Origin of the sequence: Haliscomenobacter sp. (assembly GCF_041740695.1) — a bacterium.
Lineage (GTDB): Bacteria > Bacteroidota > Bacteroidia > Chitinophagales > Saprospiraceae > Haliscomenobacter.
On record NZ_JBGSLK010000132.1, the window covers coordinates 79,023 to 94,781 of the forward strand.

Consider the following 15,759-nt stretch of genomic DNA (forward strand, 5'->3'; position numbering starts at 1 on the left):
TTAAGTATTGATGAGTTTTGAAAAGACGTTTACCTTGCAAACGTTTCTAGACAAACTTTTGTACCAAAATTAGCAAACAAGTGCTCAAAAAATTACAATCATGCGAATTACCCTGATGCTATTTTTTTGCTTGACCATCATCAATGGTTTTTCGCAGGAAAAAAAAGCCTGGCAATGGTTGGAACCCGCCGATACTTTTAATGCCAAACGAGCCCGTTTGTTGGGCATCGGAGGGGCCGCTGCATATGGGGTCACATCGGTGGGACTGTACTCCATTTGGTATCGGGAGTACGAATTGGGGCCTTTCCATTTTTTTAATGACAAGTTTGGCAACAATGATGAATGGGAAAAAGTAGACAAAGCCGGGCACGTCGTTACTGCCTATGTTGAGAGTTACCTGGCCTTTCAAGGCATGCGCTGGGCGGGGGTGAAGCACAAACCCGCAGTATGGATCGGCGCCGGGGTAGGCACTATATTGCAAGGTACGGTAGAAGTAATGGACGGTTTTTCGGCAGGTTGGGGTTTTTCCAAAATGGATTTTTTGGCCAACACCATTGGTACTACGGTGTTTACGGCGCAGGAGTTGTTGTGGAAAGAACAACGCATGATGCTCAAAGTGTCGAATACCCGGCCCAATTACCCAAGTACACTCATTCCTGGCAGAAATGGTGGCCCACCCTTGACTGTGCGGCAAATTGCGCATGGCCTTTACGGCGACAATTACCTGGAAGCCTTCATCAAAGACTACAACGGTATGACCGTTTGGGCCTCGATCAATCCTTCCTCTTTTTTAAAACTTCCTGAAACCAGCCGTTTCCCCCGCTGGCTCAATGTCGCGGTAGGTTTTGGTGCAGATGGGGTCTATGGCGCTTATGGCAACGTCTATACCGATGCCAATGACAGTTATGGACTGACTTCTATTCCACGTGAAAAGGAGTATTACCTCTCTTTTGATGTCGATTTACGACGAATCCGGACCCGCAGTCCCTTGTTGCGTACGGTTTTTCAGGGTTTATCTTTTATCAAAATACCCGCTCCAACCTTAGAAATGAGTTCGATTGGCAAACCAAAATTTCATTTCTTTTATTGGTGATAAAAATTACCCTCAGTAGCTGGATGATTTATTTTAGTTTTGCTGATTCCCAAATTTTAGCCCAATAAATTTTTTCTGGGGCCAATAATGTGAAACAATGAAACGATTAGCACTTTTTTTATTCTGCACTGCACTTGGTCATTTAACCAAAGCGCAAAACCTGGCCGATTCGCCTTGGCACGTTCAAGCCAGGGACATTGATCCAAGCAAATATTTTGGTGTGACCGTCGCCAACGGCATGGTTGGCTTGGTCTCTTCCCCCGAGCCCATGCGCGTCAAAGACGTGGTACTCAATGGAGTCTACGATTATTACCAACGAGGCCGGGTGTCCAACATCCTCAAAACCTTCAACCACATCAACATGAACCTCGATGTGGATGGCCGCCGGATGGGCCGAGCCGACATCAGCAATTACCAACAAACATTGGACATGCAGAAGGCGGAGTTGAGCACTACTTTTGAAGTGGGCGACAAACTGAGTGTCAAACACACCTTGATGTCATTGCGTCACTTGCCCTTTACCGCCATGAGCGTCGTGGAATTCCGGGCCAAAAAAGACGTCACTATTACGCCCATGAGTGTCATTGAAGCGCCCGATCACCTCAGCGATGTACGCAATTACTACAGCGAGATTGATCGACCTCACGTCACGATTCCTTTGATGACTTCAGTGGCAAATAGTCCGAGTGGCAAACTCAAAGTGGCGGCTTCCACCAGCTTTGTTTTTGAAGAAGCACATGGACAAGAACCTCGGATCATCCACGAGGATTGGGATTACAACATGCACCTGGCCAAGTTTTCCAAAAAACTCAAAGCAGGCGAAACTTACCGTTTTGCTCTGGTCGGTTCAGCCGTTTCCTCTGCCCATTTTCAGGATCCTCAAAACGAAGCCGAGCGCCTCACCATTTTTGCTAAACTGGAAGGCACCTCCCGTTTGTTGAAACGCCACGAGGCCGAATGGGCCAAACTTTGGGAAAGCGACATCATCATCGAAGGCGACCTGGAATCCCAACGGGCCGTGCGCTTTGCGGTGTATCACCTCTATTCCTTTGCCCGGGAGGGTACTGCTTACAGCCTTTCGCCGATGGGTTTGTCGGGTTTGGGCTACAATGGACACGTCTTTTGGGACACCGAATTGTGGATGTATCCACCCATGCTGATGTTGCAACCCAGTATTGCTCGTTCTTTACTCGATTACCGCTTTGAACGCCTGGAAGCCGCCAAACGCAATGCTTTTTCGCATGGATACAAAGGGGCCATGTACCCCTGGGAATCCAGTGCGGATGGCTCAGAAGACACCCCCGTGTGGGCACTCACAGGGCCGTTTCAGCACCACATCACCGGAGACATTGCCTGGGCCAATTGGAAATACTACCAGGTGACCAAGGACAAACTTTGGCTGCGCGAACGAGGTTGGCCAGTAATCAAGGCTGCTGCCGAATTTTGGGCTAGCCGGGTAGAACGCAATGGCCCCGGCAAATACGACATCAACAACGTCATCGGTGCCAACGAATGGCAAGAGAACATCGACAATAATGCCTTTACGAACGGGATGGCCATTACCTCTTTGCGCATCGCCACCCAAACAGCGAAAGAACTGGGTTTGACCCCCGATCCAGATTGGGAACACGTTGCTCAAAACATTCCGATCCTGAAATTCCCCGATGGGACCACCAAGGAAAATGCAACTTACGATGGCGTAATGATCAAACAGGCCGACGTAAACCTCCTGGCTTTTCCACTCGACATCGTAAAAGACGAAGCCAGCATTCGTAAAGATTTGCAATACTACGAGCCTCGAATGGCGCCGGATGGCCCAGCCATGGGTGGATCGGTACTGGCTGCTTTGTATGGTCGCCTGGGAGATGCCGAAAAAGCCTACCAGATGTTCAAAAAAAGTTACCAACCCAACCAGGTGCCTCCTTTTGGGGTATTGGCAGAAACAGCAGGCGGGAACAATCCCTATTTCGCCACCGGTGCGGGGGGAATGCTACAAGCCATCCTGGCGGGTTTAGGTGGCCTGGACATCACTGATCAAGGCATCGTACAATTAAAAACCAAACTACCCAAAGCCTGGAAGTCGCTGACTTTGAAGGGGGTTGGGGTGGAGAAAAAGACCTTTGTGGTCAAATAAATTTAGGTTCCAGAGTTCCTGGTTCCAAAGTTCCATCCATCCGGTCACTGAGCGTAGCCGAAGTGCCGGATGGATGGAACTTTGGAACCAGGAACCCTGGAACCCTCTTAGAACTTGGAACTTGGAAACTTACTTAAATATGAAACATACTTACGTTTTGTTGTGCAGTCTTGCATTTGGACTGTTGGCCTGTCAAAAAGATTACGATCAGGCCGAAGCCGAAAACCCCGAGTACTTACACCGCTCGGTTTATGCATTGAATGAAATCATCATTCACGATATTTTTTCGCCGCCGGTAGCAGGCCGGATTTATGCCTATTCCTGCCTGGCGGGTTTTGAGGCAGGGCGTCATGATGATTCCAGCACCTTGTCTTTGGCTGGGCAAATAAAATGGTTGCCCGCGCTCCCTCAACCGGAAGCCGGACAAACGTATTGCTTCCCTTTAGCCGGGGTACATGCTTTTCTAACGGTAGGCAAAGCATTGACCTTTTCCGAAGACATGATGGATGAATACCGGGAAGATTTGTACGCAGAGTGGAAGAAAAAATCCGGAATGCGGAAGGATGTTTTCGATCGCTCAATCGCCTATGGAACAGCAGTAGCCCAGGCCGTCATTGAACAAACTAAAACGGACAATTACAAGGAAACCCGGACCTTTCCCAAGTTTACCGTCGACGAAAGTGATCCAATCCGCTGGCAACCTACACCTCCGGATTATAAAGACGCCAATGAGCCCCACTGGGGCAAAATTCGTCCCTTTACGCTGGATTCCGCAGGGCAGTTTTTGCCGCCACCTGTACCCCCATTTGATACAGCCAAGGGCAGTGCATTTCGCAAGATGGTGGAAGTCGTTTACCATTCCCTGGATGCAGACAACCGGCCAGAACGGGAGGAAATTGCTTATTTCTGGGATGATAACCCCTTTGTTTCTCACCATGCCGGTCACGTTATGTTTGCCGACAAAAAAGTGACTCCAGGCGGCCATTGGATGAACATTGCGATGTTGGCTTCACGCATGGAAAAAGCGGATTACGTCAAATCTTCGGAAGCTTATTTGTATACAGCAGTAGGCCTATTGGATGGATTTATTAGTTGTTGGCACGCCAAATACTTCTACAATCTGGTGCGCCCCGAAACTTACATCAACAAGTACATCAATCAGGATTGGCGACCATTCTTACAAACACCTGCATTCCCGGAACACACCAGCGGACATAGTGTGGTTTCGCGGGCATCTTCCGAGGGGTTGACTTACGTCTTTGGCGACAACTTTGCTTTCCACGATACAACCAACGTTGAATATGGCCGGACCGCCCGGAGATTTGCGTCTTTTATCGACGCATCCAATGAGGCCAGCATCAGCCGCTTGTACGGAGGGATTCACTTTTTGCCAGCGCTGGATTTGGGTATGGAAGAAGGAAAACAGGTAGCCATCTGGATTCAACAAAAAATTCGGACAAGGAGGAAAGAGTAATTTAATGATGAGTAATGAGTGATTAGTGATGAATTTTAAATTATGCCGTACATTTGGAAGGAATGAAAAGACAAAATTCATCACTAATCATTCATCACTCATCATTGTAAATCATGCTTCACGCCCTTCTCATCGGCATCAACGAATATGCCCCCGGCTCCGGTGTACGCAACCTCTCCGGTTGCGTCAACGACGTAAAGGCGATGCAGGCCTTTTTGCAAAAACATTACGCCAATCTCCAGCCAAACATTCGTACGGTGCTCAATGAGCAAGCTACCCGCGAAGGGGTGATCAAAGCTTTTCGGGAACATCTTACCGGGCCGCAAATCAAAGCAGGTGATCAGGTACTATTTTATTTCAGTGGTCATGGCTCTTATGGGCCCACTGCACCCGAGTTTGCCTACAACAACCCCAGCAAGCAAGATGAAACGATGGTGTGTTACGACAGCCGGATTAGGGGAAAACAGGATTTGGCGGATAAAGAGCGCGGCGCCTTGTTGGCGGAAATCCCTGTGCATGCTCAAGTGACGCTGATTATTGACAGTTGCCACGCCGCTTCCAGTTTTCGGAAAAGCCAACAGAATGTCGAGTTGGGTGCCACCCGTTTTCAACCCGGACAAACCAGCCCTCGTTCGCTGGATTCCTACCTGCTCGCCGAGGGGGAGAACATTTTTTTGCAGCAAAAAGAAAAAGGAGAAAAAATTGCTGTGCCCCTGCGCCCTTATGTGTTGCTAGCAGCCTGTAAAGAAGATGAGCTGGCCCGCGAAACCAAAGACAAGCGTGGGCTTTTCACCAAATACTTATTGGAGGTTTGGGAAAATGCCGGGATGGACTATACCTGCGAGGAGTTGCTTCAGCGGGTGCATTTTTTGGTAAAGGCTTTAAATGAAAAGCAAAATCCCGTTTTAGAAACGGTCCAAGTATCGCGGCGGCAAGTCTTACTGAGTAATACGGTACGCCCCAATCATGTGCGGAATCTGGCTACCTATAAAAATGGTTCTTGGCAGGTCAATTGTGGCGCCATCCACGGCATGCCCACCGATCCCGAAAAGCTGAAATTGGTACGGGTAGGTTTATTCAGTTCCGCCAGACCCAGCGACAAAGCTGATCAAGAGGTGGGCGTAAAACAAGTATTTGCCACCTACAGCCTTTTAGCCCTTGACTTGCCCGAACGCAATTTTTTCTGGGCCTCGGTTGACTTTGCCACAACTATGACCATTGCGATTAGTGGTGATGACAAAGGGATACAGGCAATCCAAAACTTTAGGGCTATTAACACCATCCCAAAGTACTGGGTTGAGGCTGCCCCTGCTGTTATTCCCAAGTACGAACTCAGTTTCGAAAAGGGTGAGGGGAATATCCTTTTACATGCGAATGCTCAGCATTTGTACGGCCCTGATTCCGACCTGAGGAATATCAACAAGAACCTCAATCAAATCATCCGTTGGGAGCAACTTCGGGAACTTGCCAACCCCAGCTCAAGTATCGCTTCCAAAGTAGAAGTAGAATTTTGTGAAGAACCCAAAGACAACGCTGCTCCGATCCCTTTCAAAGTTCATCGACTCAGCTTCATGTTGGGTAAAACTCCCCAAGGTGCACCTGACACGTTGTGGTACCATTTGCGCGCCAGAAACACCGCAAACCAGCCCTTACATGTCGCCCTTTTGTACCTAAGCCCTAACTATGGCATAGAAGTCCATTACATGCGGCGCATTTTACCTGCCCGCAGTGAATGGACCAAACTGGATGAGACCAGCCGGGAATTGGGCTTGTTTGAAAAAGACAGCGCAATAGAACGTTTTTTGGTGTTGTACAGCACTGAAGCTTTTGAAGAATTTCAATATGAGCAAAGTGAATTAGGTGGAAAACAAAGCGGGCGAGATTTGGTATCCCGCAGCCTGGCATCAAATGATTGGGCTACCCAATTGTTTGAGATAGAGCTACGCCGTTGATTTTAGCCCCAAATCGTGCGCCCCGTAGCCAAGACCTTTTTATCTCCGCATCGTACCAATCGATGCAAATAAGTGAACTCATCCAGTTGTTGGAACTCCGTATCGATCTCGTCATGTAAATTCCCTTCTGCCACAAAGAGCAAATCCATGCGGTATACTTTTTGTAACCCCAGGGTCTCCTCGGGCAGCGCTTCCAGCATCCACTTGACAAAATTGACATTGTTCAAGTGATTGATAAAATCCAGATCATACCAACCCACGCGGTAGGCATGATCGGCTAAAGGTTTACTCATCGCGGGCAATTGATCCAAAGCATGAGGCAAACAGGTTTCTTTGGGCGGAAAATACCCCGAAAAACGCGCCAACAACTCTACAGGAATGCGGCTCATCTGCCGGGTTTCGGTATTCATCAACAACCAGGTGGTACAAGCGCTGGCAATTTGTAGCCCCGCTTCGTCGTACACCCGGAAATCGCGGAAAGTAAATACCCGGTCGGCACCAGTAGGGTAGGAGTGGATGGAAATTTTTTCCCCCAGCAACGGTAGACGTTGAATTTCGATGCGTTTGCGGATGAGTACCCAGGCCAGTTTGTCTTCCTCCAGATCCCAAACCGAAATTTTCAGGTCAAGCACCTGTTGCATGGCGGTTTCTTGCATCAGGCGCACCAATGCGGGGATGGTGAGCTGCTTGTGGCAGTCGATTTCGAAGGTGCGGATGGTGTAGGATTCGAGTTGTGGGAGTGGGTGCATGGGGTAAAGGTAAAATTACAATGCTTGTAAATCGGCATATAGCGCCAAATTTTCAAAACGCTTGACAAAGCAAGCCATTTTTGCTTACTTCTGTACAACTGCACATTATCCAAAACAGACACTATGTCAATAACCATCACTATACAGCCTGATCTGGAGAAAAAGATAAAATGGTACGCCGATAATGAAGGATTAGATGTAAACCGCGAAGGGGTCAAAAATTTAAGGGTGGCGTTGTATTTAATATCGCTCCATCCACCTTTTTTGAGGTGATATTTAGGTTTTTTGTACGGTTTAACCGTTAACCATTCAACTCGTAAACTGATAAAAAACTTTCCTTCGATTATTTTTCAAAAACCATTTGGTAATTCCCTTGGATAAACGTACATTTGCCCTCGCTTTTGAGGGAAGGGTGTATCTACCTCCTTTCAAAAGTGCGTAACTGATTCTCCACGAAGGAATTCGTGGACACGTTCACTAAGTATTTTTTAAACGAAAACAGGATATGCCTACTATTAACCAACTGGTACGCAACGGCAGAGAAAAAGTGGTTGTAAAGAGTAAGTCCCGCGCCTTGAACGCATGCCCTCAAAAGCGTGGTGTTTGTACGCGTGTGTACACAACGACTCCGAAGAAACCAAACTCCGCTTTGCGTAAGGTGGCTAAGGTACGTATGGTGAATGGCATCGAAGTGATTGCTTACATCCCGGGTGAAGGCCACAACCTGCAAGAACACTCTATCGTGCTGGTGCGCGGTGGTCGTGTAAAAGACTTGCCGGGGGTGCGTTACACCATTGTGCGTGGCGCATTGGACACCGCGGGTGTGAATAACCGCAAGAAAAGTCGTTCTAAATACGGTACGAAAGCACCGAAGAAGTAATTATGTTTCAACTGGAAACCTCTAATTCAAGGTAATGAGAAAAAGAAAACCAAAAGTAAGGGTAATTGCGCCGGATCCCCGCTATAATGATCCGATGGTAACGCAGTTCGTGAACAATATGATGTGGGAAGGTAAAAAAAGTACCACACTCACCATTTTTTACGATGCGCTGGATATTGTACGCGAACGCCTCAAGGCTGACGAGCACAATACTTGGAAAAAAGCACTCAATAACGTGATGCCAATGGTAGAAGTACGCAGTCGCCGAATCGGTGGTGCTACTTTCCAAATCCCAACAGAAATTCGCCCTAAGCGCAAAGTTTCTATCGGGATGAAATGGCTGATCCGTTTTGCACGCACTCGTAGCGGTAAAGGTATGGCTGAAAAATTAGCCTCCGAAATCATTGCAGCCAGCAAGAATGAAGGCAACGCAGTGAAGAAGAAAGAAGATACCCACCGTATGGCAGAAGCCAACCGTGCGTTTGCTCACTTCAGAACGTAAGTCTTTTATCATCTTTTAACCATAAACTCCATTGGAGTATAGTCATGGCAACAGATCTTAAATATACCAGAAACATCGGTATCGCTGCCCACATTGATGCGGGCAAGACGACTACTACCGAGCGCATCCTTTAATACACCGGCGTTAGTCACAAGATCGGTGAAGTACACGATGGCGCAGCCACTATGGACTGGATGGAGCAGGAACAGGAGCGTGGGATTACCATTACTTCTGCTGCTACCAAAACCAAGTGGTTCTGGAAAGGAGAGGAATATCCCTTCAACATCATTGACACTCCCGGTCACGTGGATTTTACCGTAGAGGTAAACCGCTCTTTGCGTGTATTGGATGGATTGGTGTTCCTCTTCTGTGCAGTTTCTGGCGTGGAGCCTCAATCTGAAACCAACTGGCGCTTGGCTGACAACTATAAAGTTCCACGTATCGGCTTCGTCAACAAGATGGACCGTTCAGGTGCAGATTTCTTTAACGTGGTTAAAGATGTTGAAACCAAGCTGAAATCAAAAGCTATTCCGCTCCAGATTCCAATTGGTGCAGAGGAAAGATTCAAAGGTGTAGTTGATTTGATTACTGGCGAAGCCATTACCTGGAATGAATCCGATCAAGGTATGACTTTCGAAGTAATCGAAATGCCTGCAGATTTGGTGGAAACTGTTGCTGAGTACCGCGAAAAACTGCTCGAAGCAGTTGCTGAATACGACGATACTTTGATGGAAAAATATTTTGAAGATCCAAATAGCATTTCTCCTGACGAAATCCGTGCTGCCGTTAGAAAAGCGGTATGTAACCTGGAATTCGTTCCGATGATGTGCGGTTCTGCCTTCAAAAACAAAGGTGTACAAGCGGTTTTGGACGCAGTATGCGCTTTCATGCCTTCTCCGCTGGATGTTGATGCTGTAGTTGGCATCAACCCCAAAACGGAGAAAGAAGAAACCCGCAAACCTAGCGTTAACGAGCCTTTCGCAGCTTTGGCCTTCAAAATTGCTACTGACCCATTCGTAGGCCGTTTGGCTTTCATACGCGTCTATTCTGGTGCATTGGATGCGGGTTCTTATGTCTTGAACACTCGTTCTGACAACAAAGAACGCATCTCTCGTTTGTACCAGATGCACGCCAACAAGCAAAACCCAATCGATCGGGTAGAAGCTGGTGACATCGCTGCGGCCGTAGGGTTCAAGGACATCAAAACGGGTGATACCCTTTGTGATCTGGACAAACCAATCATTCTGGAATCAATGGTTTTCCCTGAGCCGGTTATTGCCATTGCGATAGAACCCAAAACTCAGAAAGACCTCGATAAATTAGGTATGGCTTTGGCTAAATTGGCCGAAGAAGACCCTACCTTCCGCGTAAGATACGATGAAGACACCAACCAAACCGTCATCAGCGGGATGGGGGAATTGCACCTCGAGATCATCGTTGACCGTCTGCGTCGCGAGTTCAAAGTAGACTGTAACCAGGGTGCTCCACAGGTGAATTACAAAGAAGCACTGACCAACAAAACAACTCACCGTGAGCGTTTGAAAAAACAAACGGGTGGTTCTGGTTTGTTTGCCGATATGGAATTTGAACTTGGCCCAGCTGACGAAGAATTCCACCAAACTGATGACTTCCTCAGTGGCAAAACACGCCTCCAGTTCGTTTGGGGTATCGTGGGTGGTGCCATCGATAAAAACTACGCTAAGCCAATTCAGGATGGTTTCAAAGCCATGATGGACAATGGCATCCTTGCAGGCTATTCCATGGATAGCATGAAAGTGAGAGTGTTCGACGGCTCGATGCACGCAGTCGACTCTAAGCCAGTTGCATTTGAATTGTGCGCCAAAGAAGGTTTCCGCGAAGCCGCTCCTAAGTGCAAGCCAGTATTGCTCGAGCCGATTATGAAGCTGGAAGTAATCACTCCAGAAGAATACACTGGTTCTGTAATCGGTGACCTCAACCGTCGCCGTGGTTTGCTCAAAGGCCAGGAAGATCGCACAGGAGGTGCAAAATCGATAATGGCTGAAGTACCGCTTTCTGAAATGTTTGGCTACGTAACTCAATTGCGTACCATTACTTCTGGACGTGCCAACTCAACCATGGAATTTTCACATTTCGCAGCAGCGCCTACAAACGTAGCTAAAGACGTGATCGAAAAGGCCAAAGGCAACAAGTAATTCAGCAACCCACGGTTTCAACCGTGGGAGCCACACTGATCCAACCCACGAATTTATTCGTGGGATGATATGAAATCCCGGCAACCCACGGTTTTAACCGTGGTAGCCACACCACAAAACCAACCCATGGCATTAGCCGTGGGCTGGTCCGTGGGAAATAAAAAAAAGCTTCGGCAAAAGCCGCCGAAGTTCATTCATTGACATACACAAATCAGATTTTCAGGCATGAATCAGAAAATCAGAATCAAACTCCGCTCTTATGACCACAATTTGGTGGATAAGTCGACGGAGAAAATAGTTAAAACAGTACGTAATAGTGGTGCCGTTGTTACTGGCCCGATTCCGCTGCCCACTGAGAAGAAAATTTTTACCGTGCTCCGTTCTCCGCACGTCAACAAGAAGTCTCGTGAGCAGTTCCAATTGCGAACCCACAAACGTCTGATTGAAATTTACACGCCTACTCAAAAAACGGTAGATGCGCTGTCCAAGTTGGAATTGCCTAGTGGCGTAGACATTCAGGTTAAGTTGACGTAATTGATTGCGTTAGTTTTTACATGCGTTATTGCATGCAAATCAATTAATTGCAATTCATTGTTAAAATCAAGAAGTGATGAACGGACTGATTGGTAAAAAAATTGGCATGACCAGTGTCTATGATAGCACTGGTAAAAGCGTGGCGTGCACCGTCATTGAAGCAGGTCCTTGTGTAGTGACACAAGTGAAGACCGAGCAAACCGACGGATACACTGCCCTTCAGTTGGCTTTTGGCGACGCCAAAACGAACAACACCACCAAGCCTCTCAAAGGCCATTTTGAAAAAGCAAATACCGATCCAAAGCATAAGTTGGTTGAGTTTCGCGATTTCTCTGCTCCAGAGAAAGCCCTTGGCGAAATCATCAAGGTGGACGAAGTCTTCTCTGAAGGCGACATGGTTCACGCTGTAGGAGTCACCAAAGGTAAAGGTTTCCAGGGCGTTGTTAAACGCTACGGATTTGCCGGTGTAGGTGGTCAGACCCACGGTCAGCACAACCGGCTACGTGCCCCAGGTTCTATGGGTGCATCTTCTTATCCTTCCCGCGTATTCAAAGGCAAACGTCTTCCTGGTCGTACTGGGGGTGACAATGTGAAGGTGAAGAACCTCAAAGTACTCAAGGTATTTGCGGATCAGAATCTCATCTTGGTAAAAGGTGCAATTCCTGGACACAAAGGTGCCTACGTTATTCTGGAGAAAAAGTAATCGTTAACGGCCTCGTGGCGAGTTAAATTCAAGAAACATGAAATTGGATATTTTCAATATTCAGGGCGAAAAGACCGGTAGAGCCGTTGACCTTCCAGATGACGTTTTCGGCGGTGAGCCGAATGAGCACGTACTTTACCTCGCGGTAAAGCAATATCTGGCCAATCAGCGCCAAGGTACCCACAAATCAAAAGAACGCTGGGAAATCAGTGGTTCTACACGCAAGTTGCACCGTCAGAAGGGAACCGGTGGTTCTCGTAAGGGTGACATCAATAGCCCATTGTTCCCAGGTGGTGCCCGGGTTTTCGGACCACGCCCACGGGATTATGAGCAAAAATTGAACAAAAAAGTTAAACGTCTGGCACGTAAATCAGCGCTTAGTGCTAAAGCGAAGACTGGTTCCATCGTGATCATTGAAGACCTTAACTTCGAAACACCAAAAACCAAAACTTTTGTTGACATGTTGAGCAAACTCAATGTCGGCAAAAAATCACTGGTGGTGGTAGCAGAACAAAACGAAAATGTACACCTCTCCAGCCGCAACATCCCGAATACCAAGTTGGTGCGTGCCCAGGACGTGAACACCTACGAAATCATGTACGCAAATACATTGGTACTATCCGAAGGTTCGATTCAAAAGATTGTTGAAACGCTGGCTTGATCCGTATCCGGGTAGCCGTAAGAATAGTTGAAAGATGGCAAAGAAAGATGTTCTCATCCAGCCGCTGATCACGGAAAAAGCAGAGCGATTGTCCAGCACGCTGAACAAGTACTCTTTTATCGTGCATCGGAAAGCCAACAAAGTAGAGATCAAGAAAGCAGTTGAAGCTTTCTACGGAGTAAGTGTTGAAGCCGTTAACACCCTGGTGGTTCCTGGCAAACTCAAATCTCGCTCTACTCGCACCGGTGTGGTGCGTGGCCGTGTACCGGCGTACAAGAAAGCAATAGTTACCCTTTCCGAAGGCGAAAACATTGACTTCTTCGCAGAATTGTAATTTGCGCAACCGTAGTATCCCTACTGTTGCCATTAATCAAGGCTTGTTCGAGTCGGCGAAACAATTATGGTGGTTTCGATCCGGCGATGAACGCCAAAGACCATAACAATGGCAGTTAAAAAGATGAATCCGGTTACTCCGGGATCGCGTTATCGGGTCGGTCAGACCTTCACAGAGTTGACCACAGATACGCCAGAAAGAAGCCTGATGGCACCGCTAAAAAAGAGCGGTGGCCGCAATAACCAGGGTCGCTTGACGATGCGTCAGCGCGGTGGAGGCCACAAGCGCCGGTACCGTGTTATCGACTTCAAGCGGGACAAGGAAGGAATGGTAGCGATTGTTAAAACCATCGAGTATGACCCCAACCGTACCGCGTTCATCGCATTGGTTGAGTATGCTGATGGCGAAAAACGCTACATCATTGCCCCTGATGGACTGAAAGTAGGTGCTGAAATTTCTTCTGGTGATGGTGCTGGACCCAATACGGGCAATGCACTTTTCCTGAAAGACATTCCACTCGGTTCCAACATCCACGCCATCGAGTTGAACCCAGGCAAAGGTGCCGCTTTAGCACGTAGTGCAGGTACTTATGGTGTCCTGAACGGTCGGGAAGGCAAATATGCAGTGGTGAAATTACCTTCTGGTGAAATGCGCCGCATCCTGCTCACTTGTAAAGCAACCATTGGTACCACCTCTAACGGTGACCACGGTTTGCAAGTATTGGGCAAAGCGGGCCGCAATCGTTGGTTGGGCCGTCGTCCTCACGTGCGTGGGGTAGCCATGAACCCTGTCGATCACCCCATGGGTGGTGGTGAAGGTCGTGCTTCCGGTGGTCACCCACGTAACCGCAAAGGTATGCCTGCTAAAGGTTTCAAAACCCGCGATAAAAATAAGTCTTCTAACAAGCTTATTATTTCTCGGAGAAAAACTAAAAATCCTTAAGCAACTGTCAGCATTCAGCTATCAGCTATCAGCAAACTTCAACTAGCTGAAAGCCGAACGCTGATTGCTCATAGCCGAAAGCTAAAACAATGGCAAGATCAATCAAAAAGGGACCATACGTGTTCCATAGACTATTGGAAAAGGTTCTTGCATCTAAGGATGCAAAGAAGAAGGGTGTCATCAAAACCTGGTCTCGGGCTTCGATGATCATCCCTGATATGGTGGGTGAAACCATCGCCGTTCACAATGGCAAAACTTTCGTACCCGTTTTCGTTACTGAAAACATGGTAGGTCACAAGTTGGGTGAATTTTCCCCAACCCGGAATTACAAAGGTCACTCTGGCAACCGTAAGAAATAAAAAGACATGCAAGCTGTAGCAAAACTCAAAAATGTTACGATGTCGGCCCGCAAGATGCGTCTTGTAGTTGACAACATCCGCGGGCAGAAGGTGGAAGATGCCATCAACATCCTGCGCTTTACCAAGAAAGAAGCTGCGGTGTGGTTGGAAAAATTGGTTCGTAGTGCGGTTGCCAACTGGGAGTACAAACTGGAAGGTAACGAAAGTGCCGACGAATACAACCTCTACATCAAGACGGCTTTTGTTGATGGTGGTACCATCGTTAAGCGTTTCCGCCCAGCCCCACACGGCCGTGCGCACCGCATTCGCAAACGTACCAACCACGTAACGATCATAGTGGAAAACCGCATCGCGGTTCCTGGTGTCGATGATCAAGCGGTGGTGGTAGAAGAAGTAATTAACTAAAAATTCAACTACACCATCATATGGGTCAGAAGACAAATCCAATCGGCAATCGCCTGGGAATCATCAGAGGTTGGGAATCCAACTGGTTCGGAGGCAAGGATTACGCTGCAAAAGTAGTTGAGGACGAAAAAATCCGCAATTACCTCAATGCACGGGTAAACAAAGGTGGCATCTCTCGGATCGTAATCGAGCGCACCCTCAAGCGCGTCACCGTAACCATCCACACTTCCCGCCCCGGTATCATTATCGGTAAAGGTGGCCAGGAGGTTGATCGCATCCGCGAAGAGTTGAAAAAATTGACGAGCAAAGACGTTCAGATCAACATTACGGAGATCCGTAAGCCAGAACTGGACGCCAATATCGTTGCAGAATCCATTGCCAAGCAATTGGAAGCACGCATCAACTATCGCCGTGCCATCAAAATGGCGATCCAATCTACCATCCGTGCAGGAGGAGAAGGAATCAAAGTACGTATCTCTGGCCGTTTGAACGGTGCGGAAATGGCACGTACTGAAGAATACAAAGAAGGCCGTACGCCATTGCATACTTTCCGTGCAGATATTGACTACTCTTGGAAAGAAGCATTGACTGTATACGGTAAAATCGGCATCAAGTGCTGGATTTGTAAAGGTGAAGTATTGGGCAAGCGTGAGCTGACTCCATCTTCTGCACCTTCTAATACCACACAAGCTGGTGGACAAGGCCAGGGCCAGAATCGTCGCGATGGCGGCGGCGGCGGACGTGGTCGTGGTGGCGAACGTGGCGAAGGCCGTGGCAACAACGATAGAAATCGTGGTGGCGGCGGTGGTGGTGGCGATCGTCGGCGCGGTGGCGGCGGCGGTGGTGGCAACACTGGCGGCGGC

The 15,759-nt window shown here is 48.0% G+C and carries 15 protein-coding genes and 1 pseudogene; 15 read left to right on the plus strand and 1 reads right to left on the minus strand.

Going from position 1 to position 15,759, the window contains the following annotated elements; translation table 11 throughout:
* Window positions 1–100: 100 nt before the first annotated feature.
* The 4 genes from ACEW9O_RS26360 (at window position 101) to ACEW9O_RS26375 (ending at window position 6,653) form a co-directional block, all read left to right on the plus strand.
* The gene (locus ACEW9O_RS26360; protein WP_373553220.1) at window positions 101–1,093 is read left to right on the plus strand and encodes a DUF2279 domain-containing protein; all 993 of its coding nucleotides are present in this window, start codon (window positions 101–103) and stop codon (window positions 1,091–1,093) included.
* 97 nt (window positions 1,094–1,190) lie between these two features.
* A complete protein-coding gene (locus tag ACEW9O_RS26365) occupies window positions 1,191–3,227 on the plus strand; it encodes a glycoside hydrolase family 65 protein (RefSeq protein ID WP_373553221.1) in 2,037 nt (678 codons plus the stop codon).
* 139 nt (window positions 3,228–3,366) lie between these two features.
* Window positions 3,367–4,701: a vanadium-dependent haloperoxidase gene (locus ACEW9O_RS26370; RefSeq protein WP_373553222.1), complete on the plus strand. Its 1,335-nt coding sequence runs from the start codon at window positions 3,367–3,369 to the stop codon at window positions 4,699–4,701.
* Window positions 4,702–4,814: 113 nt separating this feature from the next.
* Window positions 4,815–6,653: a caspase domain-containing protein gene (locus tag ACEW9O_RS26375; protein WP_373553223.1), complete on the plus strand. Its 1,839-nt coding sequence runs from the start codon at window positions 4,815–4,817 to the stop codon at window positions 6,651–6,653.
* A 2-nt stretch (window positions 6,654–6,655) separates the two neighbouring features.
* Here the strand turns inward: ACEW9O_RS26375 and ACEW9O_RS26380 are convergent, their stop codons facing one another.
* A complete protein-coding gene (locus ACEW9O_RS26380; RefSeq protein WP_373553224.1) occupies window positions 6,656–7,402 on the minus strand; it encodes an acyl-[acyl-carrier-protein] thioesterase in 747 nt (248 codons plus the stop codon).
* A gap of 505 nt (window positions 7,403–7,907) precedes the next feature.
* Between ACEW9O_RS26380 and rpsL the strand changes: the two genes are divergently transcribed.
* From rpsL to rpsC, 11 genes and pseudogenes are all read left to right on the plus strand, one after another.
* Entirely contained in the window at window positions 7,908–8,282 is a 375-nt protein-coding gene (rpsL, locus tag ACEW9O_RS26385) for a 30S ribosomal protein S12 (RefSeq protein ID WP_013767110.1), read from the plus strand.
* Window positions 8,283–8,316: 34 nt separating this feature from the next.
* Complete coding sequence (gene rpsG / locus ACEW9O_RS26390; protein ID WP_373553225.1) at window positions 8,317–8,784, plus strand: 30S ribosomal protein S7; 468 nt, start codon at window positions 8,317–8,319, stop codon at window positions 8,782–8,784.
* A 44-nt stretch (window positions 8,785–8,828) separates the two neighbouring features.
* Window positions 8,829–10,958: pseudogene (fusA, locus tag ACEW9O_RS26395) on the plus strand (elongation factor G).
* Between the two features lie 225 nt (window positions 10,959–11,183).
* Window positions 11,184–11,492, plus strand: coding sequence for a 30S ribosomal protein S10 (rpsJ, locus tag ACEW9O_RS26400; protein ID WP_013767113.1), 309 nt, complete (start codon window positions 11,184–11,186; stop codon window positions 11,490–11,492).
* Between the two features lie 76 nt (window positions 11,493–11,568).
* The gene (rplC, locus tag ACEW9O_RS26405; RefSeq protein WP_373553226.1) at window positions 11,569–12,195 is read left to right on the plus strand and encodes a 50S ribosomal protein L3; all 627 of its coding nucleotides are present in this window, start codon (window positions 11,569–11,571) and stop codon (window positions 12,193–12,195) included.
* 37 nt (window positions 12,196–12,232) lie between these two features.
* Window positions 12,233–12,856 carry a 50S ribosomal protein L4 gene (rplD, locus tag ACEW9O_RS26410; RefSeq protein ID WP_373553227.1) on the plus strand — a complete coding sequence of 208 codons (624 nt, stop codon included), beginning with the start codon at window positions 12,233–12,235 and terminating at the stop codon, window positions 12,854–12,856.
* A gap of 34 nt (window positions 12,857–12,890) precedes the next feature.
* Window positions 12,891–13,190, plus strand: coding sequence for a 50S ribosomal protein L23 (rplW, locus tag ACEW9O_RS26415; protein ID WP_373553228.1), 300 nt, complete (start codon window positions 12,891–12,893; stop codon window positions 13,188–13,190).
* Window positions 13,191–13,298: 108 nt separating this feature from the next.
* On the plus strand, window positions 13,299–14,132 hold the full coding sequence (gene rplB / locus ACEW9O_RS26420) for a 50S ribosomal protein L2 (RefSeq protein WP_373553229.1): 834 nt from the start codon (window positions 13,299–13,301) through the stop codon (window positions 14,130–14,132).
* An 89-nt stretch (window positions 14,133–14,221) separates the two neighbouring features.
* Window positions 14,222–14,491 (plus strand): 30S ribosomal protein S19, encoded by a 270-nt coding sequence (gene rpsS / locus ACEW9O_RS26425; RefSeq protein WP_290937783.1) that lies wholly within the window; start codon window positions 14,222–14,224, stop codon window positions 14,489–14,491.
* A gap of 6 nt (window positions 14,492–14,497) precedes the next feature.
* Window positions 14,498–14,896 (plus strand): 50S ribosomal protein L22, encoded by a 399-nt coding sequence (rplV, locus tag ACEW9O_RS26430; RefSeq protein ID WP_373553230.1) that lies wholly within the window; start codon window positions 14,498–14,500, stop codon window positions 14,894–14,896.
* A 20-nt stretch (window positions 14,897–14,916) separates the two neighbouring features.
* Window positions 14,917–15,759, plus strand: an 843-nt coding sequence (gene rpsC / locus ACEW9O_RS26435) for a 30S ribosomal protein S3 (RefSeq protein WP_373553231.1), incomplete at its 3' end; no start/stop codon positions are given.

Bases quoted from the DNA above. Each gene is read 5' to 3' on its own strand.
- ACEW9O_RS26360 (WP_373553220.1), top strand. From the start codon at position 101: ATGCGAATTACCCTGATGCTATTTTTTTGCTTGACCATCATCAATGGT.
- rplW (WP_373553228.1), top strand. From the start codon at position 12,891: ATGGCAAAGAAAGATGTTCTCATCCAGCCGCTGATCACGGAAAAAGCA.
- ACEW9O_RS26370 (WP_373553222.1), top strand. From the start codon at position 3,367: ATGAAACATACTTACGTTTTGTTGTGCAGTCTTGCATTTGGACTGTTG.
- rpsS (WP_290937783.1), top strand. From the start codon at position 14,222: ATGGCAAGATCAATCAAAAAGGGACCATACGTGTTCCATAGACTATTG.
- ACEW9O_RS26375 (WP_373553223.1), top strand. From the start codon at position 4,815: ATGCTTCACGCCCTTCTCATCGGCATCAACGAATATGCCCCCGGCTCC.
- ACEW9O_RS26380 (WP_373553224.1), bottom strand. From the start codon at position 7,402: ATGCACCCACTCCCACAACTCGAATCCTACACCATCCGCACCTTCGAA.
- ACEW9O_RS26365 (WP_373553221.1), top strand. From the start codon at position 1,191: ATGAAACGATTAGCACTTTTTTTATTCTGCACTGCACTTGGTCATTTA.
- rplB (WP_373553229.1), top strand. From the start codon at position 13,299: ATGGCAGTTAAAAAGATGAATCCGGTTACTCCGGGATCGCGTTATCGG.
- rpsJ (WP_013767113.1), top strand. From the start codon at position 11,184: ATGAATCAGAAAATCAGAATCAAACTCCGCTCTTATGACCACAATTTG.
- rpsG (WP_373553225.1), top strand. From the start codon at position 8,317: ATGAGAAAAAGAAAACCAAAAGTAAGGGTAATTGCGCCGGATCCCCGC.
- rpsL (WP_013767110.1), top strand. From the start codon at position 7,908: ATGCCTACTATTAACCAACTGGTACGCAACGGCAGAGAAAAAGTGGTT.
- rplD (WP_373553227.1), top strand. From the start codon at position 12,233: ATGAAATTGGATATTTTCAATATTCAGGGCGAAAAGACCGGTAGAGCC.
- rplC (WP_373553226.1), top strand. From the start codon at position 11,569: ATGAACGGACTGATTGGTAAAAAAATTGGCATGACCAGTGTCTATGAT.
- rplV (WP_373553230.1), top strand. From the start codon at position 14,498: ATGCAAGCTGTAGCAAAACTCAAAAATGTTACGATGTCGGCCCGCAAG.